Raw genomic sequence first — 24,640 nt, forward strand, 5'->3', positions numbered from 1 at the left:
GTGCAACTCTAAATTCATATCTCACATCTAGCCACCAAACACTATTTATACAGATATGAAAAAGCTATTTAAAATTTTAACATTTATTTCGCTCTCTTTTCCTGCCTTGTCGCAGGATAATTATGAGCATTATGACAGCAGAAATTCTCAAAGAGATCATTATGGTAAGCATCATTATGATTCCGACAAAAAAAACCGATCTCCCAATATTTTTAATAAGAAAGATTTCGGGGTGATACTAGCCATAAACAGTTTTGATGCAGCCAAGGATATGCCCGATTTAAACACATGGCAATCTAGATACATCGCTCTTCAGTGGAGAAGAAACACAAAGCTAATTACTGGAAGACAAGTAGACGTGGCACTAGGAACAGGCATAGAGATAGCTTGGAATAATTTCATGATGCAAAACGACGAACAGTACTACGAAAATGGAGAAATTTCCGATTTTGAACTATTGGACTATTCTGTTGAAAAATCGAAACTTGTGGTTAACAATCTAAATATTCCCGTAATGCTACAGTTCGGGTTTAAGGAAAGTAACTTTCGTTTTGGTATAGGTGCGTACGGCGGTGTACGAATTAATAGCTACCAAAAGTTCAAGGAGTTTGATGACACCAAATACCGTGAAAAAGGTGAATACAACTTAAGGAAATTTAACTATGGATTAATGGCAGAGGCTGGCAGAGGAGATTTCAGGGTTTTCGCTAAATACGACATGCTCCCATTGTTTAACGACAATAATCCGATCAATGCCAATGTGATGAGTGTGGGAATAAGACTCTAAGTTTGAATTAATCCCCAATTGACAAAATCAATTGGGGATTAAAATGCTATTCGATTTCAACAACCACCCCATCGGACATAGGATGTGAGACGCAGGTCAATACAAATCCCTCCTTAATTTCTGAATCTGTTAAGCCGTCATCCTCATCCATTTTCACTTTTCCAGAAGTACACTTCCCTAGACAGGCCGTACACATTCCAGCTTGACATGAATAAGGCAAATCAATGTCCAATTCTAACGCTGCCTCTAATATTGACTGATGAGGCTCTACTATAAAAGTATGCTCCACGCCATCATATTTTACCGTTATCTCTCTTTTCATTAACTCATCTTTGCTCGCTACTTCCGTAGATTCTTCTAGCATTGGAGCATGAAAGTTTTCTTTATAAATTCGCTCATCTGGCACATCAAACATCTTCAGTGAGCTGATGACCTCGTCCATCATCTCTAATGGACCACATAAAAAGAAGGATTCTTCTTTAAAATGAATATCCATAGCTTTTAACATCATCACAATATTAGGTCTAGAGATTCTACCCCGCTGACCTACCCAAGTATCGTCCGCTTGGCTTAGTATCAATGTGGTTTGAAACCGATCTTGATATTTTATTTCAAGATCCATAATGACCTTTCTAAAAATGATATTGTCCGACGATCTACTTCCATAAACAAGAGAAACCCTTGACTTTGGTTCTATCATCAACACAGATTTGGCAATAGATATAAGCGGTGTTATACCGCTTCCAGAACCAATTAAAACAATATGTCTTTCATTCTCCGCCGAAGGCTCAACCACAAAGTGACCCATAGGCTCCATGACCTCAATAAAGTCTCCAACCTTAACATTATTGCATAAATAGTTGGAAACCAAACCGCCTTCGACCCTTTTAACGGTAACGGCCACGGCCGTATCTGCATGAGGAGAAGAAGACATAGAATAACTCCTCCTTACTTTTTTTCCATCATCTGCTGGAACAATAACCGTTATAAATTGCCCCGCCTTATATTTCACTTGCTCCGCAAGAGGATGCCAAAATTCAATGGTGATGGAATCAAATGTCTCCTTTACGATGTTCTTAACCTGTAGAAAGTATGTTTTCATTTTCAATTTTAATCAGAGAATTTGGCAAAAATACGATTCTCATTTTCAAAACAAGAGAGAGAAGGTAATGATTTGGTAAACCATCAATAATTAAGAATTTAACAATTCTTCCATGTATTGAAACAATTGAATTAACTTACGCTTTTCCATAAACACTAAGCCAAATGGCAAGAAAGAAAAAGTCAGAAATTACAAAGCAAAAAGATGCCATTTTAGGATTAATGCATCAGCTAGGAGATAGACCTGCCACATATACAGATATATTTAATCATTTTGACGTCTATGACGATCAAGACAGAACCTTTTTAAAATTGTTCGTTGAAGAACTCATGGACGAAGGAAAAATTAGCCAGATAGGAAGAGGAAAATTTGTTATATCCAGCGGTAAACCAAAACATGAAGAAGAAATCATAGGCGTGCTAGACCATGTCAATCCGAAATTTGGTTTCGTGAGATATGACGATGGTGAAAAAGACATTTATATAGATGCTGATTACCTTAATGGTGCCATACATGGCGATACCGTTTCAGTCACTTTAACGGGTAAAGGCAGCAGAAGAGGAGGAAACCCTGAAGGAAAAGTACTTCAGGTAATTAAAAGAGGGAAAATTAATTTAGTAGGTAAAATAAAGGTTTATGCTAACTACGCTATTGTAAAACCCGACAATAAAAACTTCCATGAAGATATCTTTATAGCTAAAACCAATATTTTTCATGCCACCACGAACGATCTGGTGATTGTAAAAATCATAGAATACCCCTCAAGTTCTCAACAAGCTACTGGACAAGTACTTGAAGTTTTAGGCCAATCGGGAGATAATGATGCAGAAATGCACGCCATCATGGCTGAATTTGGTTTGCCAATTCAATTTCCAGAAGAAGTTGAAACTTTAGCAGCAGCTATTCCAATAGAGATAGAGGAAGAAGAAATTAAAAAAAGAAGGGATATGAGAGACACCCTTACTTTTACCATAGATCCTCATGATGCCAAAGATTTTGACGATGCAATAAGCTATAAAAAACTCAGTGAAACCACATTTGAAGTCGGTATACACATTGCAGACGTTTCTCATTATGTAAGGCCCGGAAGTGTACTAGAAGAAGAAGCCTTTAAAAGAGCTACTTCTGTTTATCTGGTAGACAGGACTATTCCCATGCTTCCAGAAAAGCTTTCAAATAACCTTTGCTCTTTAAGACCCCATGAGGACAAATTGGTCTTTTCAGCTGTTTTCGAAATGGACTTAAACGGAAATGTCCAAAAGGAATGGTTTGGTAGATGTATTATTCATTCCGACAAACGCTATGCCTACGAACAGGCACAGGATGTCTTAGAGGCAGAGGATGGAATTCTTCCAGAGGGAAATACGCAAGAGCTTAAGGAATGCCTTATTCTCTTAAATAAAACCGCTAAAAATCTCAGGAAAGAACGTTTTAAGAAAGGGGCTTTCAATTTTGAAACTAACGAAGTAAAATTCCAATTAGACGAAGATGGCAAGCCGCTTGGCGTATACCATAAAGTAAGAAAAGATGCTCATAAGCTTATTGAAGAGTTTATGCTTTTGGCCAATAAGCGTGTAGCGGAGTTTGTTTATTGGGGCAAGTTTTCCGAGAAAGTCAGAGCTCTTGTTAAGAAAAACGAGGAGAAAACACCTACCATGGTTTATCGTGTGCATGAACCACCAAACCCAGACAAGGTAAACACCTTTGCTGCGTTTGTCGGTAAATTTGGTTTTAAGGTAAATGCCTCTTCTCAAGATGCTCTTTCCAACTCTTTGAATAACTTGATGGCAGAGATAGAGGGAACGCCCATGCAAAATGTGTTGGAATCTCTGGCGGTAAGAACTATGTCTAAAGCCAAATACTCCACTTCTCCTCAGGGGCACTTTGGATTGGCCTTTGAGCATTACAGTCATTTCACCTCTCCTATTAGAAGGTATCCAGACGTCATGGCACACAGAATGCTCCAGCATTATCTAGACAAGGGAGAGAGCCTGAGCAAAGAAGATTTTGAAGAAAAATGTAAACACTCCTCCAATCAAGAAAAACTAGCTGCTGAGGCGGAAAGAGCCTCTATTAAATATAAGCAAGTAGAATATATGAGCCTTCAAGACCGAAGCGTGGTATATGACGGCGTGGTGACTGGGGTTACTGACTTTGGCATTTTTGTGGAAGTGGCAGAAACGGGTTGCGAAGGCATGGTAAGACTTGCCGATTTAAACGACGACTATTACGACTTTGACCCCGATAACTACAGAATAACGGGACAAAGAAATGGAAGAATAATTGGTTTTGGCGACGCTGTAAAAGTTGGCATCAAGGCCACTGACCTAGAAAAAAGAAGTATGGATCTCGACCTCATTGAAGCGGGAGGAAAATCATTTCTTAATACAGGAGGAGAAAGAAGCTTCTCAAAAGGAAGGTCATCAAGAAGTGGAAAGGGTCCTAAAAGCAGAAAAGTGGTACCACCGAATAAAAAAAACAGAAGAAAGAAACGCTAATTCTGCTTCTTTTTCGGCATCAAAAAGTCTAACCTGTCAATGAAAGATAAAATAGTACCCGCCATAGCAGTTGCCATTTTTAATATTTTTCACTTTCTGTCAAAAATAGTCGTAAAGTCTATTTTTGACAGTTTGATTATAGAAACGAAAGGTCACCAATCAATTCGTTAATTGATTGGAACGAAAAATGTTCCCTTTATCTTACGGGAACAAAGATTGCAAATACTATCTGCTAGGGTTGGCTGTTGTACTAATTCACAGGCCGAACGATAGAATATGTCGCGTTTTAAAATAACTAAAGCCTCTTCACGCTATCGTGCTCAAAAGTCATTTTTCCTGTTTCTGAATATTCACGAATCACTATAGCCTCTGTTTTATCATAGCAGTCTTTTGGGTATTGCGTTTCCATTTTTCGGCGATTGCCCGATTCATAGTATTCCACCCATCTTCCTACTTTAACGCCATCATCAAATTCACCTTCTTCCGCGATAGTTCCATTTTCGTGAAAACGGTAATATTGCCCAGTTTTCTTTCCGTAAAGTAAAGGGCTAACTTCTTTTATCTTTTTCTGAGCATCGTCAAAATAGGTTATCTCAGAGTCTTTATAAAATCCTCTATAATAATAAACTTTATCTAGAAGTATATAGTCCTTATCGTAAGTCTCCCATCTTCCATCCAGTGTTCCCAAATAATAAAACCCTTCTTTAATGAGGTTTTCTCCTACATATTCTCTGTAAGGACCGTGCATTAAATGGTTGGTTTTTCTGTCACGAGATATGGCTTCTACCACCCTCTTTGTTCTCTCGTCATACCAAAAGACTGATTTAGCATAAACGTCTGGCTGTTGAAATTCTTTGAGGGTGTAAAACTCAATATATTTCATTCTACTACCCGAACCTCTTCTATAAATTTGTTTATCTACCGCAATCCCCTCATACTGCTTGCCATCAAAAACCTTCTCTTTGGCCGCAGCTATGGCTTTTTTGGTTTTTTTTGCTTTTTCTCTTGCTCCTTTAGCATAACCAGGAACCGTTTCTGTTACATATTTCTTTGCCTCTTCTACGGTACTTATTTTATTTCCTCCCGGTAAAGTGGCAGAAGCCGAGGGTAAGGTAACATCCACGGGCAAAGCGTCTTCTATCCTTTCCTCTAAGGTCATGCCTTTTCTCTCTGCCTTTCTTTCCGCCTTGGTTTTAGCCTTTGGGATAATATCTTGGGCTATAACACTAGAGCCAGATATTAAAAGAATATTAAGAAATAAGGTTTTAGGGCTTATTAGTTGCATATTTTTTTGAGCCAATTTCATTTATGAATCAAGCATCGTACTTTCGTGCCAAGCTAATGTTCAATTAGTATTCCAGAAACGTCAAAAGTAAAGAAAAATTGGAAAAATCAGCCAAAATCTATGTAGCCGGACATCGTGGTATGGTCGGGTCTGCTATAGTAAGAAAACTAAAAGAAGATGGATTTGACAATATTTTAGTCAGGACATCGAAAGAACTAGATTTAAGAAATCAAGTAGAAACCATTGCTTTTTTAGAAAGCGAAAAACCTGATTACATCTTCCTAGCAGCCGCTAAAGTAGGTGGAATTGTTGCAAACAATACCTACAGAGCAGATTTCCTATACGAAAACCTACAAATCCAAAACAACCTCATTCACGGTGCCTACCAAATAGGCGTTAAGAAATTGATGTTTTTAGGTTCTTCATGTATATATCCTAAATTGGCTCCTCAGCCGTTAAAAGAAGATTATCTTTTAACTGGCGTTCTAGAACCGACCAACGAGCCTTACGCTATAGCTAAAATTGCTGGAATCAAGATGTGTGAAGCTTACAGAGCACAATATGGCTGTAACTTTATCTCTGTTATGCCGACCAACCTGTATGGTCCAAACGACAACTACGATCTTCAAAATTCGCATGTTTTACCTGCCATGATTCGTAAGTTTCATGAGGCCAAAGTAAACGGAGCAGAAAGCGTAGAGCTATGGGGTACGGGAAATCCAATGAGAGAATTTCTTCATGCCAATGACCTCGCAGAGGCTTGCGTTTTTCTTATGGAGAATTATGATGGGGAAACTTTGGTTAATATTGGTACAGGCGTAGATGTGACTATTAAAGAATTGGCTGAAACCATTCAAAAGACCGTTGGCTTTGAGGGAAAAGTAAATTGGAATACTGATAAACCAGATGGCACGCCTAGAAAATTGATGGACGTATCTAAACTTCATAATATTGGGTGGAAACACAATATCGAACTAAAGGATGGTATTGAAATGGTTTACGAAGACTTTAAAAATAATTTTGTAAGAAAAATGTAACTCATTGAAGAAAGCATTTAAAAAATATCTAAGCATTCCTATGCTCACATCAGTGGTACTTATCATAGTACCACTGGTTGCTACTTCATTCCTAAGTTTATATTTTATTAAAAATGAGCAATACTTCTCCAGCATGAGTACTGCCCAATGGATTGCTTTTGCTCTTTTGGGTGTTTTTAGTCAGGCTATTGCCATTACACCTCCTACTTTTTGTGCACTTGTACTTGGATACTTTTGGGGTTGGAAAACACTTCCAATATTGTTTTTCATCAACCTACTTTCAATTTTTCTAATCAATCAAATCGTCAGGAAGTTAGATAAGCACCGATTTTCAAGTTTTATTGAAGCTAGTCCAAAGGCAAAAAAATTGATGGAAAGCATTAGAACGGATGAACTGAAGATTATCACGTTGACCAAGCTTTCGCCTGTTCTTCCATTTACATTCACCAATGTCGTTTTCACCTTATCCGGTGCCAAGCTCAAAAATATATTATTGGGCGGCTTCCTAGGAATGATTCCTAGAACACTCGTTTCCTTATGGACTGGTACACAGGCCAAGGAAATTCAAAGATTACTAAAGGAGCCCAATAATGGTAATTTCCAACAAATACTACTAATAGGCTTGATCTTAGTTTCGCTTGTTGGGCTTGTTTGGGTAATTAATAGGGCTGTAAAAAGGGTTTAAAGGTATTTTGAGAGAACATTTTTAGTTGCCTCTAAATAAGCCCTACCCCATTTTCTGTCTGGTTCCAAATGGTTTCCTTCTGCCCACTCATTCATGGCGTTAATAAAGACAAAGTTTTCCTCAGGTGTAGGAGGCTCAAAACGCTGACATATCTCTTCTAACCAATATTCATAGAGGTCTGGCGAAGCATTATCAACCACCACGGCGTTTACTCTTTTACGTGCACAATTATCCCAACTTGGAAAAATGCATTGATAATGCTTTGTGTCAGGCAATTTCTTTGCCAGCATCCTTTTAATTATTGCTGCGTAGTCGTCCTTAAAATATGAGTTTTCAAAACCTAGTTTCTTTTTGACTCTCTGGATTAAATTTGGCTGCGTATCCAAATTGTTCCAATCTGGCTGCCACTCTATCACTACATCAAAGCCTAGCTCTTCTGGGTTCGCAATAGCCCCTTCAAATGTCTTAACACCTCCTAAATAGATATCAGGAAAACCGTGTTTTTTAACCTCATCTCTCCAAATAGCTATACTCTCCTTCAAGTCAGGAATAATAGGTGTATTAAAAAACAAAAAGAATGGTTTCCCGTCTACCGTGATATATCGCTCATCTTTAAATGCTGTTTCACACAAGTGTTTTGCATGAGCTCTGTGGTCTTCAGGAGAATAGTCTTGTCTGATTAAAACTTCTTGATCCAAACCATCCCAACGTCTTGTCCAGTTCTCATTTGCCCAGCAAAGCATAAAAGGAAAGTCTGGCTTGCCCAGTCTTAGCATTTCATTAACTGGACTTTCCATAAGCTGATGTCCATTAAACCAATAATGATGGATGCAAAACCCAAAAATATCATGTTCCATGGCAATTTTCGCCTGCTCTTCTCTGCTTTGCTCTAACCTTAGATCATAAAAGCCTAAATCCGTAGGTAAATGAGGCTGATAGTGCCCTTTAAATCTTGGCGTTGCTTTGGTCGTATTTGTCCATTCTGTAAAACCCTTGCCCCACCAATTATCATTTTCTGGAAAAGGATGAAATTGAGGTAAGATGACTGCTAAAGCACGCAGTTTTTTATGATCCATAAAGTTTAATTCATTAATTTTTTAAAAGCGTCATAGATAAACGGTGGGGTAACCTGTTTAATGAATCTTTTTATTGGATTGGCTTCGTAACCAATTATATTTTTCTTTTCCTGGAATGCGATTTCCTGATCACCTGGCCTTTGAGTAAACTTCACGTGAAGCTTTTTATTTGGGTCTACCTCCTCTAACGGACGACCATTTGTAAAATAAAAGAAGGCCAAAGACTTTCGGCTCATGCCCTCAGGACACTTCACCTCATCTGGCACACCGTGCATATTAAAATCAGTAACATTAAATACCACTAATCTATTAAACAAAGGAGCTACTCTTTGTTCACATTTTGTCATTGCCGTATCCCAAAGCTCTAAGCCTCCGTTATACGCTTCTTTCCAGTCTTTATTGAGGTACAAAATGGCATTTACTCTTCTGTCTAAAGGCCAACGTATGTGCTTACTATAGTCTGCATGGATACCTAATTTACCCTTACCGTTGAGTTGATGAAGCCCACCACCATAGAAATAAGGGTCAGGTATTAAATTGTCAATTCCTGTTAATTTCTCTAGAAAAACCAAAAAAGGAGCTGAGTTAAATTGATATAGAATATGCTGGGTAAAGTCACCTAAACGACCTTCTCCGTTAAGTTCTTGTTTTTTCTCATAATCACTTTTGTAATCATGCCATACTTTCTGTTCTGCTTTAGGAAACTCTTCCAAAATTTTATCCAGAGCCTCTGGATCCATAAAATTATCAATCACCACATGAGGGAATGGGCTGTTCAGCTTATACTGCTCTGTATACTTTTCGGCAAGAGCCGCTAACTTATTGTTATCAAAGTAAAGCTTCATTTCTTCTTTAGAAATTGTTAATTCAACGTTTTGCCAAAGGTAATTAATATTTAAATAATCTTGATGAGGAATTGCAGGCATTCCGCCCTTATTATTTCATAATAGGATTACTATCTCAAAATCAATCCGTCTTTCTAAATAAAATAAGTAGAATTTACCTTTCAATATTTTCACTCAAAGTCTTTAGTTTTATGCTATCCATTAATTGAAATCATATGAAAAACATCCTCATTGTCTGTCTTTTAATCACTTACAGTCCATTACTTGCTCAGAAAATACCTAAAGCCGAACGGGAGATAAAAGCCAACTTTTCAGAACAAGAACGTAACTGGTCAGGCCATGATTTAGCAGCATTTGTTAAAGCATATGAGAATACTGCAGAAATGATATCTAACCGAGGAAGAACGATAGGTGCAGATAACATCCTTAAGAATTATGAAAATAGTTATACGGACGAAACCATGGGGCGACTGTATTTTGATGACTTAAGCATGAAAAAGTTGAGCTCGAAATACTATTACGTGGTGGGACGGTATAACCTTGAATATGAAGGAGAGCAAAAACTCCGTCAGGGCTACTTTTCCGTAATAATGGAGAAGATAAAAGGAGAATGGCTCATTATTAGTGACCACAGTTCATAAAAAACAAAAGCCCGAAATCGATTTGATTGCGGGCTTTTAATAGAAAAACATGTTCTTACTATTCCTTCAAGCTTTTCAAATAAGATATACTTAAAGGAATATTTTCTATTTCTTTCTCGCTTTCGTCTTCAATAAAATAATGCTTTATGCCTACCTCGTTTGCCAACTTTAATATTGCTGGCCAGTCTGCCTGACCAGTTCCAAGGACTACATCGTTCTCTGCAGGCGTTCCTCCAGAACCATCTCCTACTATCCCTTTCTTCAAGTCTTTAACATGCATTAGCTTCCAGCGGTTTCCGTATTTTTCTAGTAGCTGCTGAGGAGCCTCAGAGCCCCCTCCATGTATTGTCCAAAGCACATCCATTTCAAAAGAAACGTAATCTGGATTCGTGTTTTGAATGATATAATCCATCATTGTTCCTTCACCTTCAGGGTTTGGTTTAAACTCGTAACCGTGGTCATGGTAACAGAACGTCAATCCATTCTCACTTAAAACTTTTCCTGCAGTATTAAAAACCTCCACCGCTTTTTTAGCGTCTTCGAAAGAAAAATTACTCCCATCATGAGGAATCCAAGCACACATTACAAATTTAGCTCCCAGTGCTTTTGCTCTGTCTGCAACTGCTTGAGGGTTTTCTTGTAACTCTTCAAAACCTGAACCAGCGGACGGGATAGAAATCCCTCTTTCTTCGCACATAGCCTTAAAGTCTTCTGGAGAAACACCGTTAGGAGCACCGCCTTCTAGTTCTGTAAATCCTAATTCCGCTATCAAATCAAGGTTTTGCTCCAATGTTCTTGTAGTGTCCTTAAATTGATTTCTAAAAGTATACCCTTGAACACCAAACTCGCCCTTAAAAAGAGGGACTCCTTCTTCTGTTTCTGTGGTACTATTCCCAGAAGAGCAGGCAAAAATTACGGCCGACAGGCCAATCATACATAAATACAAAACAGATTTTTTCATGTAACAGGGTTTTTGATTTAATACTTGATATTGTTTTTACAAATTTTTCTTGGTCAATTCATCCGCAGCAAAATTGGCGGCTCTTGCTGCAAAGGTCATATATGTTAAAGTAGGATTTTGTGTACTGGTGGATGTCATACAAGCACCATCCGTCACAAAAACATTCTTACAGCCATGCAATTGATGATTCTTATTTAGCATAGACGTTTTGGCATCTTTCCCCATTCTTACGCCACCCATTTCGTGTATATCCGAACCTGGAGCTGCGTACGTATCTTTAACTTGAATATCTTCAAAACCTGCCTTTTCAAACATTTCAGCCATGGTGGTTTGAAAGTCTGCTACCATTTTATCGTCATTTTCTTGCCATTCACAAGAGAAAACAATTTGCGGAATACCATATTTATCTTTTAAAGTTTCATGCAGTCTAATATGGTTTTCTTCTACTGGAACTGTTTCACCCATCATCCAACCAGATAAACCCCAGCCACCAAGCTCTTGGCTCAGCAGGTTATCTCTTAACTCATCACCAATTCCGTCTTTAGAAGTATAAGAACCTCTTCCTCCACCAATACCCGTTGCATAGCCTCTCAGGAAATTTTCTTCGTGTTTACGAAGATTTCTGAACCTAGGAATATAAGAATGGCTAGGATGTGCTCCACTCGTTTTTTTGTCTTTAAATCCAGCATATTTAGCAGAGATGTTTCCTCGGTAATTATGCCATGCAATGTATTTTCCAAGCACTCCACTGTCGTTTCCTAAACCATTTTCGAAACGATTTGAAGTAGAATTTAATAATATAGCATTGGTGTTAATGGCGGAGCCATTGACAAAAATAACGTTAGCGTAAAATTCTACCATTTCATTGCTGGTAGCGTCTATCACTCTTACGCCAGTGGCTTTCTCTTTTTTATCGTCATAGATAATAGAATGCACTACAGAATGAGGTCTCAGTGTCATTTTACCCGTTTTTGCCGCCCATGGAAGTGTACTGGAATTGCTACTAAAATATCCACCATAGTTACATCCTCTGTTACACATTCTCTGACTCATGCATTTTCCACGGCCTTGGTCGTAATGAATCTGCTGTGGGTCTGTCAAATGTGCACATCTTCCAAAAACTAAGAATCTGTCATTATAAACTTTTTCTATGGTTTCCTTGAAGTGCTGCTCCACACAGTTTAGGTCCCAACCCGGCTGCACAATGCTATTTGGTAAAGCATCTATGTTATCATTAAAACCTGCTATTCCGGCAAACTTCTCCACATGCTCATACCATGGCAATAAGTCTTTATATCTAATGGGCCAATCTACCGCAAAATCGTCCCTAGCAGGGCCTTCAAAGTCAAAGTCAGACCATCTTTGGGTTTGGCGAGCCCATAGTAAAGACTTACCCCCTTCATGATATCCCCTAAACCAACGGAACGGTTTTTCTTGAACAATAGGCTGTTCGTTGTCTGGCAATGCCCAATGCAATGTTTCAGCACGCATGTATTTAGCCATTTCAAAACCTTTTTTTTCTTCCTGAGTAACACTACCTCTATATTCAAAATCCCAGGGAGCTTTAGAAGCAGTAGGATAATCTTCAATATGTTTTACACCTCTTCCTCTTTCCAAAACTAAAGTTTTCAATCCTCTATCACACAGCTCTTTCACCGCCCAGCCACCACTAGCTCCCGAGCCAATCACGATAGCGTCATACTTATGTTTTTTCTTTACTTCTAAATTTAAGTTTGCCATATACGTATTTCCTTGTAAGAATATTTTTCTTTATTGAAATGATTAAGATTCCGAAACATCCACACATCCATCAAAATGCCCTGGAGCCATTTCATAGCCATAATGATTTACCATCACATATTCCGAGGTGGTATATCCTCTAATTGTTTCACTTTTCAAAGTATCATAAAACCATTCTTTCTCTTCATCGCTAGGTGCAGAAAACCCAATCAGAAGGCTTTCTCTCTGTTCTTGAGTACACTCTGAAAAGTCCTTTTTATAAATACTTTTTGCTGTTGACGACAGTAAGCCCAAACCTGCTTTTACTTTGGCTTGCTGGTCTTCATCATAGCAATCTGCTAATAGTTTCTCTAAAAATTTATCTACGCCTAAGCCTAATGCTCCCGGTTCAGATTTTCCCTCAGGTATAAACGTGGCCGCTATACTAGAAAGCATGGAAGATTGGGCTTTTGTAAAAAAAAATGTGGCAGAAATAGTGGAACTATTCCAAGCATTCGCCCAATATGGTAAAGCAACAGCCGCACCGGCACCTAAAGCCATTTTTTTTAATAGTTCACGTCTTTGCATAATATTTAATATCTAATTTAAAAAATCAATTTAATACTTAATATTCCATAATATTATATCCCAACTTTATACTAGATAAAAAGTCAGGGTATAGAGACCAAAACATACAAGAAAGACACTTTGGCTCAATATTTACCCTTTTTCTTATAAACGTTCCTCTTTGCCAAATCACACTCAAACAAAGTGTACTTATCGTTATAAAATTTTATAAAATCTGGTGCACTTACATGTCCTGGCACTGGGGCATAATAATGCGTTTCACTTCTCGTATCATTACGCCAAACTAGAACATAAGACAGACGCATTTTTTTTGATTTCATCACTTTCAACAATGTCTCTGTCCACCATGTTTTATTAGGAATAGACTCCAAACCAGTCTCTGTAAAAGCAGATAACTTCTTGTGTTTTCTGGCATAATCAGAAACAATTCTTAGTTTGTGGGTTGCGGCCTCCAAATCATAACGGTTTCTTCCCACGTCGGCATAATTGTCCATTCCTACCAAATCCACCCATTCGTCTCCTGGATACCTTTCAAGAAACTCTGCTTCTGTATTAAAATTATTGTCAGGAGAAAAGGCCCAAATAAAATTATGGACATCTTTTTCATCTCTCAAGTATGAAGCCGTAAACTTCCAAAGTGTCATGTATTCCTCTAAGGTACAGTATGGTGCTCCCCACCAAAACCAGCCACCATCAAACTCATGATAAGGTCGAAAAATCATAGGAACCAATTCGCCATTAGCTCCTCTGCACGCATTAGCCCATTCAGCCACGTCATTTAAAATCTCTTTGTATTTTTCATGACCATCTCCACCAGGGATAATCCTTGGCACCACTTCAATAGAATCTGAACCTGCCCAGTAAAACCCTCCTTTTCCCATTGGATTATAAAAATGCCAGGCTACGGTAATGACACCGCCACGGTTATAGGCATCTTCCACTACTTTTTTAAGTTGTGCTTTATACTCCTCTGAATTTGGTCCAGTAAAGCCACTAAAGTCTACGCCAATCATACCAGGATGAGTACCAACAACAGATTTAACATCGGAACGGTTTTCTTCATTCCGCCACCCTCTTCCATATTCAGTCGCGTGCTGATGCCCGAAAATCGTATGCTTTTTCTGAATTTTCTTCATTGCCTTAAAGAGATTAATCGTTTCTCTTGTAGCATTTTTATCCATTAATTGGCCAAATGCACTCGCATTAATTGCTATAAGTAATGCCAACAACAAGGTTTGATTTTGTCTCATTTTTTTTAGGTAGAAGGGGTTGAAAGTGTAATATTTTCAAGTTAAAACTTAAAGATCTATCTTTAAAACTCAGATGTAAAGAATTATAACGGATGGTAGTACTAGAACAAGTTTTGGATAAATATGATGTAAATGGAGAAAAAACTGGTTGGACTTTTTTGACAGTACCTGCGTCTATGGCACATATAATAAAACCTAATACTAAGAAATCTTTCAGAATTAAAGGCCTGCTTGATAAAATGCCCATCAAACAGCTCGCATTAATTCCGATTGGTGATGGCAACTTTATTTTACCCATTAATGCTGTACTCAAAAAAGGGTTGAAAAAAAAACTAGGTCGTACCGTTCTAATGAGCTTAGAGGAAGACACAAGTGAGTTTGAGTTTTCCGCCGACTTTTTGGCTTGTTTAGAAGATGCACCTAATGCCATGGAACATTTTAAGACATTGACCCCTGGTCATCAACGTTATTTTTCTAAATGGATAGAGTCGGCAAAAACCATTGAAACAAAAAGTAAAAGGATCTCTAACTGTATTTTTGGTCTTTCAAATCGTATGGGATATCCAGAAATGATAAGGCATTTTAAGGGCAAATAGTACTTTTAACCCGCTATATATTCTGTTTTTTCCAATCCATAATAATTATCCAAGTCACCTTGAATTACATCATAAACCCTTTTTTTTAGGCCTTCTCTATCTTTTGCCGTGAGGCTAATTGTGTATATGGGTTCGTTAATAATTACTTTAGGCAAACCCCATTTAAAAAGGTTTGCTGAATTTATCTCATAATTATTTAGATAGGTAATGGGCACTATCGGAACTTGGTTTTCTATGGCCATAATAAAAGGTCCATCCTTAAATGGTTGTTTCATTTTTGGAATTTCGCTAGACAATATTCCTCCCTCCGGCATAATAAAGACACTTCTTCCATTTTTAAGTGCATTAATACCCCTACGCATTGTTTTAGTTCTACTGTTTTTGTCGCTTCTATTTACCGCAATGTGAAGTTTATCGAACATATAGCCGAACAGGGGAACTTTAGCGACCGAGCTCTTACCTACATATGCGAAATAATTATATACAATATTCATTCCTGCCGCCACATCTAGGTAGGCAAAATGGTTAGCCACAAAGACATATGCCTTCTTCTTGTCTGGCCTAAATTTCCATTCTTTTTTAATCCACAAACCAGTAAGAAAAAAGAAAATCTGTGACCAAAATCGAATCATTCTATGACCAAACCTATGCCATTTATTACGCTGAATACATATAAAAATAAATGGATACAGTAAGATGAATGGTATAACAAATACCAATACACACCAGAAAGTATATAAAACACTAAAAAGCTTTTTCATTTACATGAATTAAGCTTTGTTCTCTGTTATGTGCTTAATCAGTTCTACAGGTTTTACAGCTGATTTTCTCATTTTGATATTTAACATTTCTACCAAAAATGAGAACGCCATAGCAAAATAAACATAGCCTTTAGGAACCGTAAAATGGAATGCCTCTGCAATTAACAAGGTACCAATCATGACCAAGAAAGACAAAGCTAGCATCTTGATGCTAGGGTGAGCCTCTACAAAATCACCAACAGGTTTAGCGAATAGTAACATACCAATCGTAGAAAGAATGATTGCCACAGCCATTACTGGTATGATATCCGTCATTCCGACCGCAGTAATAATAGAATCTACAGAGAAAATAATATTGACAACAGTTATATCTAAAATAGCTCTAGTCAATGACGAAGCGATGGCCTTTTTACCAAAATCATCTTCCTCTCCTTCCAATTTATGGTGTATTTCGGAGGTGGCTTTATAAAGCAAGAATAAGCCGCCACCTAACAAAATCAACCCTTTACCGCTCATGCCAATATCAAAAGGTAATCCCAAATCTTCGAGGTTAAAAAGGTCTTTTTCTAACCCTAAAATCCATCCAAGAACAAAAAGTAAACCTACTCTGATAACCATCGCAGAAACCAGACCTATGTTTCTTGCCTTTTTCTGATCTTTCTGTGGCAGTTTTCCAGAAATTATGGAGATGAAAATTATATTATCTACTCCTAAAACCATTTCTAAAAGTGTTAGTGTAAGAACGCTAGTAAGAGCAGCGGTGGTCAGTAGTTGTTCCATTAATTTAAATTATATGTCTTTCTTTTTTTTTGCGATGTAAGATAATACTATTTAGAAAATTCCTGAGCCAAATATTTCATTTCTTCTTCCGTCAAGTGCTTTGACGCAATGACTACTCTGTATTTGAAAGTAATTTTTTGGCCAACTTCCAATATTATGTCCGAGTTATCACGTCCTTTTGTGAAAACCTTTGACCCAATATTATTCACTGCAAACAAACCATAAGCTCTTGAATGCCAGTGAGCCGGAAAATTAGAATTTTTAGGATGATCAAAAATGGCGACGGAGATTTCCTCCTTATTGATTTCGCCTGTAAGGTTCATCCATGCCGAACGTTTTCCCCAAACATTTTTCTCACCTTTTAAGCCCATGTCATTATGATACTCTCCTGTAGCCACGTAAGACATTTTAGGATCTGGCTCTTCTAATTCCTTTGCCATTCTTATGGCAAACATTCCTTCCTTATTATCTGCAATTGTTACCGGAACTACCGCTTTTAGGGTTATGGTTCTGTCCATAATTCTAAGCTCGTTATTTCCAGAAAAAACAAATTTACTAGTCTCTTCTAAAAGGTGCTTTCCTTCAAAGTCATTCCAATCGGCTGATATAATTAGCTCTCCCGTCTTTTTCCCGTTCTTGAGTTTTTCAATTTCCTTATGAACTATCGTTCCGTATTTATTTTTACTCCCTATTCTTTCATTGGAATTATTCCAAAAATCATTTCCGTTTACATCTCCGTTATTCAGCCAAATGCCTACGTGATGAGGATGGTCTTGCCTTTCTCCTTCACTTGGATCAAATGGCCAGCCTCTTGTAATGGCATTTCCTTCTGGAGAAAAAACCGGATACAAAACCGGCTTTTTTAATTGACTTTGGTCGGGATAGAAATATGCGGTAAAAAGACTTTCACCTACATATACTTCTACCTTATGCTGCTCAGGTAGTTCCTTAAAAGATACAGGCCAAGACTGGCTAAATACCCCAAAAGGTAAAAGCAGAATGATGAATAATGTTTTCATATCAATAAGGTTTTACCAAAAATAAAAAATCCCTTTTCACCGTTAAGCAAAAAGGGATTTAAAATTTTGTTGTTACACCCTATAAATGTGGATTAACAGCTTTTTTTAGTTCTGGCAGCATCATAGCTCCCGACTTTCTAAAAAGCTGTTTACTATTTTTAAAAACCATAATCGTAGGAACCCCTGTTATCTTATACTTTCTCTGGAGTGCCGTATTTTTATCGATATCAATTTTAACAATTCTTACTTTATCTCCCATCTCATCTGCCAACTGCTGTAGAGCCGGAGACATGGCTTTACATGGACCACACCATGTAGCGAAGAAATCTATCAATACTGGTGTTTCACTTTTTATTAATTCTTCAAATGTACCTGTCATAATACGCGTTCTTTTATGTTGATGATTGTGACTATAAACTCTTTGATATATTAACGTTCTCCTCTTTTTTCTGGTTCAAATTTTATCATCATCATTAACCAGATAGATCTAGAATATCTGAATAAAATAGGAACCAACATTACCGTTATCAAAACATAACTACCGATATAAATTCTCCAGTCCAATTTATCTTCAAAAACGGTATACCACAAAACAGTAGCAATAATAAAAAAGCCAATATTTAGCATATAACTCACATACATGGCTCCATAAAAGAAGCCAGCTTCCTTCTCATAACGCAGCCCACAATTAGAACAGTTTTTGTGCATCACCATCATTTTCCCTTTTTCATAGGGATTCTGAGCTTCATATAAATTTCCTTTCTCACATCTAGGACATTTTAGAAAAACTGCCCCTTTCAAATTTCCCATGGCTATTTTAGTATTTAAATTGAGCACAAAGATACCGAATATAATTCTGCTAATTGGTAACAAAAGGCACTTGTGAAACTTGAAATTAACTTAAAAACCATATAAAAGCCCAAATGGCTCAAAAGGGTCTCGTGAACCAAAAACGACATGCTTTGAACGCCATACGTTAGTAAAGTGCCTTTAAAAACTGCCACCTTTGTGATGTTGGTTGGTGATTTAGATCAGAATGATCGATAAGCACTGTTTAGGAATTGACAACAAAACCATAATAAAAATAATTTAAGATGTCTAAAACATTATTTGACAAGGTGTGGGATGCTCACGTAGTAAGAAGCATTGAAGATGGCCCAGATGTATTTTTCATTGATCGTCATTTTATCCATGAAGTTACCAGTCCTGTTGCCTTTCTAGGATTAGAAAGCAGAGGAGTTGGCGTAATTTTCCCTGAAAGAACATTTGCTACGGCAGATCATAACACACCTACAATTAATCAGCATCTGCCTGTTGAAGATCCGCTCTCTGCTAATCAGTTAAGAGCATTAGAAGGAAACTCTGCCAAATATGGTATTTCTCACTGGGGTCTTGGTCATCAAAAAAATGGTATTGTTCACGTAGTAGGTCCAGAAAACGGCATCACGCTACCAGGGATGACCATCGTTTGTGGAGATTCTCATACTTCTACACATGGTGCTTTCGGTGCCATCGCTTTTGGTATTGGAACTTCAGAAGTAGAAATGGTACTTTCCTCTCAATGTATCATGCAGCCTAAACCTAAGAAAATGAAAATTACCGTTAACGGTAAATTAGGTAAAGCTGTAACACCTAAAGATGTTGTCCTTTATATTATCGCTCAAATCTCAGCTGCAGGTGCAACAGGATATTTTGTAGAATATGCGGGTGATGTATTTGAAAACATGAGCATGGAAGGTCGTATGACGGTTTGTAACATGACCATTGAAATGGGTGCCCGTGGAGGAATGATAGCTCCAGACGAAACTACTTTTGCTTATTTGAAAGGCAGAGAAATGTCTCCTAAAGGAGAAGATTGGGAAAAACTATTGAAGTATTGGGCTACGTTGAAAACGGATGATGACGCCGTTTTTGATAAAGAGTTAACTTATACAGCAGAAGAAATTGAGCCACAAATTACTTACGGTACTAACCCTGGTTTAGGAACTGGAATTTCTAGTACTATTCCTAAATCTAGCGAAGTCATTGACGGCGAAGCGAGTTATAAAAAGTCGTTGAACTATATGGGATTTGCTGAAGGCGAAAGCATGATAGGCAAAGAGGTAGATTACGTATTTATTGGCAGCTGTACCAATGGCCGAATTGAAGACTTTAGAGCTTTTGCTTCTATCGTTAAAGGAAGAAAGAAAGCTGATAATGTAACAGCATGGCTAGTTCCTGGTTCTCATATCGTAGAGGCTCAAATTAAAGAAGAAGGTCTTTTAGACATTTTCACTGAGGCGGGTTTTGTATTACGTCAGCCTGGATGTTCTGCTTGTTTAGCAATGAATGACGATAAAGTTCCTGCAGGTAAACTTGCGGTTTCTACATCAAACAGAAACTTCGAAGGCCGTCAAGGACCAAACTCTAGAACACTATTAGCTTCTCCATTAGTGGCAGCAGCAGCAGCGGTTACTGGTAAAGTGAGTGACCCTCGTGGGTTTATGGATTAAGATTTTTATTGCTTTTGGTCTTTTGCTTTTAGCAATTGGCTGTAAGCTTGAAATAATGAGAGACTATAAAAAACTTGATTTCTGGGAAAACTCCTACAAACTAACTTTGAAAGTTTATGAGCTTACAAAAAACTTTCCGAAGGAAGAATTGTACGAGATTGTCTCACAAATGAGACGAGCGGCTTCTTCAATACCTGCAAATATTGCGGAAGGTGCTTCTAAATTAAGAGAAAAGGACTTCGGTCAATTTCGTCAAATAGCTTTTGGTTCTTCATCAGAATTAGAAGTGTTCCTTTCTTTATCCAAAGATTTGGGATATTTGGACGAGATTCAAATAGTTTCTAAAAAACTTATTCCTGTTAAAAGGCAGCTCTTATAATTTAATAAAAACTTTAAACAAATAAGCTGATAGCAAAGGGCTAAAGGCTAAAGTCAATTATGGCATACGATAAATTTACAGTATTAAATAGCACTTGTGTACCGCTTCCATTAGAGAATGTGGATACCGACCAAATTATTCCAGCCCGTTTCTTAAAAGCAACTAAAAGAGAGGCTTTTGGAGACAATCTTTTTAGAGATTGGAGATATAATAATGACGATACGCCTAAGGCAGATTTCGTATTAAACAATCCTACTTACGACGGAAAAATACTGGTTGCGGGTAGAAACTTTGGTTCTGGTTCTAGTAGAGAGCACGCGGCTTGGGCCATTTATGATTATGGTTTCAGATGTGTTATCTCTAGTTTCTTTGCTGATATTTTCAAAGGAAACTCATTGAACATTGGTATTCTTCCCGTGACCGTTAGTCCAGAATTTTTGGATAAAATATTCAAAGGCATTGAGAAAGATCCAAATGCCAAAGTTGAAGTTAACCTTCCTAGCCAAACGGTAACGATAGTTTCTACAGGCGAAAGTGAGCGTTTCGAAATCAATGGCTATAAGAAAAATAATATGGTCAACGGATTTGATGACATTGACTATCTTCAGTCTATGAAATCAGAAATTGCTGATTTTGAAATCGCTCGCCCTTTCTAATTAAAATAAACCCCTAAATCCTCCTCCTTAAATACATTTTTTGGAGGAGGAATATGTATGAAACGCCATATTGAAATAATGGATACCACCCTTCGGGATGGTGAACAAACCAGCGGAGTATCTTTTTCGGCATCTGAAAAACTAACAATGGCACAACTTTTACTTGAAGAAGTAAAAGTGGATAGAATTGAAGTGGCTTCAGCACGTGTTTCGGAAGGTGAGCTTACAGCAGTAAAAAAAATTACAACCTGGGCTGCCGAAAAAGGTTTTCTGGATAAGATTGAGGTACTAACCTTTGTGGATGGTGATGCTTCTTTAGATTGGATGCAACAGGCTGGAGCCAAGGTTATGAACCTTCTTACCAAAGGTTCTTTAAATCATCTTACGCATCAGCTTAAAAAAACGCCTGAACAGCACTTCCGTGAAATTGAAATTCTTGTAAACAAAGCTGTCGCCAATGGCATCAGTGTCAACGTTTATTTGGAAGATTGGAGCAACGGAATGCGTCATTCGAAAGAATATGTTTTCCAACATGTAGAAAACCTTATCAAGCTCCCAATTAAACGAATTTTGCTGCCGGATACCCTAGGTATTTTAACACCAAACGAGTCTTATGTTTTTGTAAAAGCTCTGGTAGACAGATATCCTGGTCAACATTTCGATTTTCATGCTCATAACGACTACGATCTTAGCGTGGCCAATGTGATGGAAGGCTTAAGAGGTGGTGCTCACGGCTTACATGTGACCGTAAATGGCCTTGGAGAAAGAGCCGGAAATGCCCCTTTAGCCAGTACAGTAGCTGTTTTAAGAGATTTTGTTCCAGAAGTAAGCATCAATGTAGACGACAAATCGCTCTATAGAATTAGTGGTTTGGTGGAAGGCTTCTCTGGAATGAGAATTCCGGCTAACCAACCGATTGTGGGTGACAGCGTTTTCACGCAAACGGCCGGTATTCATGCCGATGGTGATAAGAAAAACAACCTTTACGTTAGCGATTTAGAGCCTGGAAGGTTTGGAAGAAGAACACTTTACGCTTTAGGAAAGTCTTCTGGGAAGGCAAACATTGAGAAAAACCTTCAAATGTTAGGTATCTCCTTACCTGATGAAGATTTAAAGAAAGTCACCAAGAGAATCATTGAACTGGGCGACAAAAAGCAATCCGTAACCCGTGAAGATCTTCCATTCATTATTGCTGATGTTTTAGACCGTGAGCCTGAAGAAAAAAAGGTAGAGTTAATTAACTATGTGCTCACTCACTCTAGAAACCTTAGACCTTCTGCCACACTTCAAATCAAAATTGAATGTGAGGTTTATGAGGAAAACGCTCAAGGCGATGGACAGTACGATGCCTTTATGAATGCATTGAAAAAGATATTCAAACAAAAGGAAATGGACTTTCCAATTTTAGCAGATTACGCCGTGCGAATTCCGCCGGGAGGAAATACGGACGCACTTTGCGAAACCATTATTACTTGGAAGGTTGGAAATAAAGAAATGAAAACAAGGGGTCTTGATTCTGACCAAACCGTATCAGCGATTGAGGCAACCGTTAAGATGTTGAATTTGATATAAATTAGCTTTTAGCCATTTGCGGTTAGCTATTAGCTCAAAAATATTCCGCAACAAAAACTTACAATTTCAAAAAAACGCTATAGGCCCAAAGCCAATAGCTAACAGCTCAAAACAAATGAACTTAAACATAGCAGTATTAGCCGGTGACGGCATTGGACCAGAGGTGGTAGCACAAGCACAGAAAGTGTCTGATGCGATAGCAAAAAAATATGGTCATACCATCAATTGGACGCCAGCCATAACAGGTGCTGCGGCCATTGACGCCGTAGGCGAGCCATATCCAGACTCCACACATGAGATTTGCATGAATTCTGATGCTGTTTTATTTGGTGCCATTGGTCTTCCAAGGTTTGATAATGACCCTTCTAATCCAGTTAGGCCAGAGCAGGGTCTTTTGGCCATGCGTAAGAAATTAGGTCTTTACGCTAATATTCGTCCTACTTTGGTTTTTCCATCGCTTCTTCATAAGTCTCCATTGAGACCTGAATTGATAGAAAACGCCGATTTCGTATGCATTCGTGAGTTAACGGGTGGAATTTACTTTGGTGACAAAGGAAGAAACGAAGCTAGAGATAGAGCTTGGGATGTTTGTGAATACACAAAACCTGAGGTAGAAAGAATTATTCGTTTGGCTTATACCTATGCCATGGCCAGAAAGAAGAAGTTGACGATTGTGGATAAAGCTAACGTCTTAGAAACATCTAGGCTTTGGAGAGAAGTGGGTCAATCTTTAGAAAAAGAGTATCCAGAGGTTAAAACGGAGTATCTTTTAGTAGATGCCGCCGCTATGCGTATTATCCAATGGCCAGAAGGTTTTGACGTGATGGTGACTGAAAATATGTTTGGTGATATATTGACCGATGAGGCGTCTGTAATCTCTGGTTCTATGGGATTAATGCCATCAGCATCAATTGGCCTTCATACGTCCGTTTTTGAGCCGATACACGGGTCTTATCCACAAGCGACGGGTCTAAACATAGCAAACCCAATTGGAACCGTTTTATCGGCTGCTATGATGTTTGAATACGCTTTCAAACTTATGGACGAAGCCCAGGAAATTAAAGATGTGGTGAATAAGTCTTTGGCAGAAGGAATAGTAACCGAAGATATCGCTGGAAAAGATAAGGCCTACGGTACATCTGAAGTAGGTGACTGGTTAGCTGCTCAAATTAAGTAGACTTCGAGTGCCTCAGTCTACAGAATAGGTGTTGGTGGCTGAAGGACTCGAAACCACTACACAACTAAATTTATTAGAACTGGTACTTTAAAAACATTATCCTAACCTATAAACTAGAAAAGCCCTAATCGAGAGATTGGGGTTTTTGCTTTTTAGTAAAAGGTTTTTACTATCTTGAAAAAAACGTAATACTACTACATCCATAGGGACTGGTATTTTGAATAAAATAAAAAGCATCTTCTGGCCTCTAAAACTTTTTTTTCGATTAGCATGAAATAAAAAACTAAAGGCTTTACTCTAATTGTATTGTTAGCAATCACATTCAGTTGTAAAGAAAAAAAAAGCATTCCTAACATTCCAAACATTCCTGAAGAATTCATCACTGACTTTTCTGCGAGCAATGTCTTTCCAATAGCAGGAAAAACAATTAGCTTTTCTGACCAATCTATTGGAAATCCTATAAAATGGGAATGGAAATTTGAGTCTGGAAGTCCTGCTGTATCGAATGAAAGAAACCCAAATATTGCCTACCTAAAACCTGGCAAATACAAAGTAGAACTAAAGACCTCGAATTCCATAAATTCTAACGAATCTTTATAAGAGGAGTATATTACCGTAGCTCGCTTAACAGAACCTCCTTATTCAGGAACTATATTTATTGAGCCAAACATCATAACACAAAATGACCCTACTACCTATACTGGCATAATACCACGTGGCAGGGGCATAAGGGC

The 24,640-nt window shown here is 38.0% G+C and carries 26 protein-coding genes; 13 read left to right on the plus strand and 13 right to left on the minus strand.

What is annotated here, in order from left to right; genetic code table 11:
* The first annotated feature begins 55 nt into the window (after window positions 1-55).
* Window positions 56-787, plus strand: a complete 732-nt coding sequence (locus ACSBFT_RS17930; protein ID WP_489601848.1) for an outer membrane beta-barrel protein — start codon at window positions 56-58, stop codon at window positions 785-787.
* Between the two features lie 46 nt (window positions 788-833).
* On the opposite strand, the gene ACSBFT_RS17935 is transcribed toward ACSBFT_RS17930, so the two are convergent.
* Window positions 834-1,889, minus strand: coding sequence for a 2Fe-2S iron-sulfur cluster-binding protein (locus tag ACSBFT_RS17935; protein ID WP_489601849.1), 1,056 nt, complete (start codon window positions 1,887-1,889; stop codon window positions 834-836).
* Window positions 1,890-2,053: 164 nt separating this feature from the next.
* Between ACSBFT_RS17935 and rnr the strand changes: the two genes are divergently transcribed.
* Window positions 2,054-4,387 (plus strand): ribonuclease R, encoded by a 2,334-nt coding sequence (gene rnr, locus ACSBFT_RS17940; protein WP_489601851.1) that lies wholly within the window; start codon window positions 2,054-2,056, stop codon window positions 4,385-4,387.
* Between the two features lie 39 nt (window positions 4,388-4,426).
* On the plus strand, window positions 4,427-4,558 hold the full coding sequence (locus ACSBFT_RS17945; RefSeq protein ID WP_489601853.1) for a hypothetical protein: 132 nt from the start codon (window positions 4,427-4,429) through the stop codon (window positions 4,556-4,558).
* A gap of 124 nt (window positions 4,559-4,682) precedes the next feature.
* Here ACSBFT_RS17945 and ACSBFT_RS17950 read toward each other — a convergent pair whose 3' ends face one another.
* Window positions 4,683-5,672 carry a toxin-antitoxin system YwqK family antitoxin gene (locus ACSBFT_RS17950; protein WP_463045151.1) on the minus strand — a complete coding sequence of 330 codons (990 nt, stop codon included), beginning with the start codon at window positions 5,670-5,672 and terminating at the stop codon, window positions 4,683-4,685.
* A gap of 98 nt (window positions 5,673-5,770) precedes the next feature.
* Here ACSBFT_RS17950 and fcl point away from each other — a divergent pair, with 98 nt between their 5' ends.
* Together fcl and ACSBFT_RS17960 are read left to right on the plus strand one after the other, a co-directional pair.
* On the plus strand, window positions 5,771-6,709 hold the full coding sequence (gene fcl, locus ACSBFT_RS17955) for a GDP-L-fucose synthase (protein ID WP_463045150.1): 939 nt from the start codon (window positions 5,771-5,773) through the stop codon (window positions 6,707-6,709).
* A 40-nt stretch (window positions 6,710-6,749) separates the two neighbouring features.
* Window positions 6,750-7,394 (plus strand): TVP38/TMEM64 family protein, encoded by a 645-nt coding sequence (locus ACSBFT_RS17960; protein ID WP_463045149.1) that lies wholly within the window; start codon window positions 6,750-6,752, stop codon window positions 7,392-7,394.
* On the opposite strand, the gene ACSBFT_RS17965 is transcribed toward ACSBFT_RS17960, so the two are convergent.
* Together ACSBFT_RS17965 and ACSBFT_RS17970 are read right to left on the minus strand one after the other, a co-directional pair.
* Complete coding sequence (locus ACSBFT_RS17965) at window positions 7,391-8,470, minus strand: glycosyltransferase WbsX family protein (RefSeq protein ID WP_489601855.1); 1,080 nt, start codon at window positions 8,468-8,470, stop codon at window positions 7,391-7,393. The two genes, ACSBFT_RS17960 and ACSBFT_RS17965, sit on opposite strands and share 4 nt — an antisense overlap.
* A gap of 5 nt (window positions 8,471-8,475) precedes the next feature.
* A complete protein-coding gene (locus ACSBFT_RS17970) occupies window positions 8,476-9,396 on the minus strand; it encodes a 2OG-Fe(II) oxygenase (RefSeq protein WP_489601857.1) in 921 nt (306 codons plus the stop codon).
* 134 nt (window positions 9,397-9,530) lie between these two features.
* On the opposite strand from ACSBFT_RS17970, the gene ACSBFT_RS17975 reads away from it, so the two are divergent.
* The gene (locus ACSBFT_RS17975) at window positions 9,531-9,956 is read left to right on the plus strand and encodes a YybH family protein (protein WP_489601859.1); all 426 of its coding nucleotides are present in this window, start codon (window positions 9,531-9,533) and stop codon (window positions 9,954-9,956) included.
* Between the two features lie 58 nt (window positions 9,957-10,014).
* On the opposite strand, the gene ACSBFT_RS17980 is transcribed toward ACSBFT_RS17975, so the two are convergent.
* The 4 genes from ACSBFT_RS17980 to ACSBFT_RS17995 all read right to left on the minus strand — a co-directional run bounded on the left by ACSBFT_RS17980 (window position 10,015) and on the right by ACSBFT_RS17995 (window position 14,474).
* Entirely contained in the window at window positions 10,015-10,917 is a 903-nt protein-coding gene (locus tag ACSBFT_RS17980) for a sugar phosphate isomerase/epimerase family protein (RefSeq protein ID WP_489601861.1), read from the minus strand.
* A 36-nt stretch (window positions 10,918-10,953) separates the two neighbouring features.
* Window positions 10,954-12,657 carry a GMC oxidoreductase gene (locus ACSBFT_RS17985; RefSeq protein ID WP_489601862.1) on the minus strand — a complete coding sequence of 568 codons (1,704 nt, stop codon included), beginning with the start codon at window positions 12,655-12,657 and terminating at the stop codon, window positions 10,954-10,956.
* 42 nt (window positions 12,658-12,699) lie between these two features.
* Entirely contained in the window at window positions 12,700-13,224 is a 525-nt protein-coding gene (locus ACSBFT_RS17990; protein WP_489601865.1) for a gluconate 2-dehydrogenase subunit 3 family protein, read from the minus strand.
* 125 nt (window positions 13,225-13,349) lie between these two features.
* Complete coding sequence (locus ACSBFT_RS17995; protein WP_489601867.1) at window positions 13,350-14,474, minus strand: glycoside hydrolase family 26 protein; 1,125 nt, start codon at window positions 14,472-14,474, stop codon at window positions 13,350-13,352.
* A gap of 92 nt (window positions 14,475-14,566) precedes the next feature.
* Here ACSBFT_RS17995 and ACSBFT_RS18000 point away from each other — a divergent pair, with 92 nt between their 5' ends.
* Complete coding sequence (locus tag ACSBFT_RS18000) at window positions 14,567-15,070, plus strand: YdeI/OmpD-associated family protein (protein WP_489601869.1); 504 nt, start codon at window positions 14,567-14,569, stop codon at window positions 15,068-15,070.
* 5 nt (window positions 15,071-15,075) lie between these two features.
* Here ACSBFT_RS18000 and ACSBFT_RS18005 read toward each other — a convergent pair whose 3' ends face one another.
* The 5 genes from ACSBFT_RS18005 to ACSBFT_RS18025 form a co-directional block, all read right to left on the minus strand.
* On the minus strand, window positions 15,076-15,831 hold the full coding sequence (locus tag ACSBFT_RS18005; protein WP_489601871.1) for a lysophospholipid acyltransferase family protein: 756 nt from the start codon (window positions 15,829-15,831) through the stop codon (window positions 15,076-15,078).
* A gap of 9 nt (window positions 15,832-15,840) precedes the next feature.
* Window positions 15,841-16,611 carry a TerC family protein gene (locus ACSBFT_RS18010; protein ID WP_489601873.1) on the minus strand — a complete coding sequence of 257 codons (771 nt, stop codon included), beginning with the start codon at window positions 16,609-16,611 and terminating at the stop codon, window positions 15,841-15,843.
* Between the two features lie 47 nt (window positions 16,612-16,658).
* Window positions 16,659-17,630: a DUF6807 domain-containing protein gene (locus tag ACSBFT_RS18015; RefSeq protein WP_489601875.1), complete on the minus strand. Its 972-nt coding sequence runs from the start codon at window positions 17,628-17,630 to the stop codon at window positions 16,659-16,661.
* Between the two features lie 79 nt (window positions 17,631-17,709).
* Entirely contained in the window at window positions 17,710-18,009 is a 300-nt protein-coding gene (trxA, locus tag ACSBFT_RS18020; protein WP_463045137.1) for a thioredoxin, read from the minus strand.
* A 50-nt stretch (window positions 18,010-18,059) separates the two neighbouring features.
* Window positions 18,060-18,440 (minus strand): DUF983 domain-containing protein, encoded by a 381-nt coding sequence (locus ACSBFT_RS18025; RefSeq protein WP_463045136.1) that lies wholly within the window; start codon window positions 18,438-18,440, stop codon window positions 18,060-18,062.
* Window positions 18,441-18,724: 284 nt separating this feature from the next.
* Between ACSBFT_RS18025 and leuC the strand changes: the two genes are divergently transcribed.
* The 6 genes from leuC to ACSBFT_RS18055 all read left to right on the plus strand — a co-directional run bounded on the left by leuC (window position 18,725) and on the right by ACSBFT_RS18055 (window position 24,506).
* A complete protein-coding gene (leuC, locus tag ACSBFT_RS18030) occupies window positions 18,725-20,122 on the plus strand; it encodes a 3-isopropylmalate dehydratase large subunit (RefSeq protein ID WP_463045135.1) in 1,398 nt (465 codons plus the stop codon).
* A gap of 55 nt (window positions 20,123-20,177) precedes the next feature.
* Window positions 20,178-20,501, plus strand: a complete 324-nt coding sequence (locus ACSBFT_RS18035) for a four helix bundle protein (RefSeq protein ID WP_489601877.1) — start codon at window positions 20,178-20,180, stop codon at window positions 20,499-20,501.
* Window positions 20,502-20,560: 59 nt separating this feature from the next.
* Entirely contained in the window at window positions 20,561-21,157 is a 597-nt protein-coding gene (gene leuD, locus ACSBFT_RS18040; RefSeq protein WP_489601879.1) for a 3-isopropylmalate dehydratase small subunit, read from the plus strand.
* 78 nt (window positions 21,158-21,235) lie between these two features.
* A complete protein-coding gene (locus tag ACSBFT_RS18045; RefSeq protein ID WP_463045132.1) occupies window positions 21,236-22,729 on the plus strand; it encodes an alpha-isopropylmalate synthase regulatory domain-containing protein in 1,494 nt (497 codons plus the stop codon).
* A 115-nt stretch (window positions 22,730-22,844) separates the two neighbouring features.
* Entirely contained in the window at window positions 22,845-23,906 is a 1,062-nt protein-coding gene (leuB, locus tag ACSBFT_RS18050) for a 3-isopropylmalate dehydrogenase (RefSeq protein ID WP_463045131.1), read from the plus strand.
* Between the two features lie 306 nt (window positions 23,907-24,212).
* On the plus strand, window positions 24,213-24,506 hold the full coding sequence (locus tag ACSBFT_RS18055) for a PKD domain-containing protein (RefSeq protein WP_489601882.1): 294 nt from the start codon (window positions 24,213-24,215) through the stop codon (window positions 24,504-24,506).
* Window positions 24,507-24,640: the final 134 nt, after the last annotated feature.

It is taken from the genome of Arcticibacterium sp. SM2516, assembly GCF_057914865.1.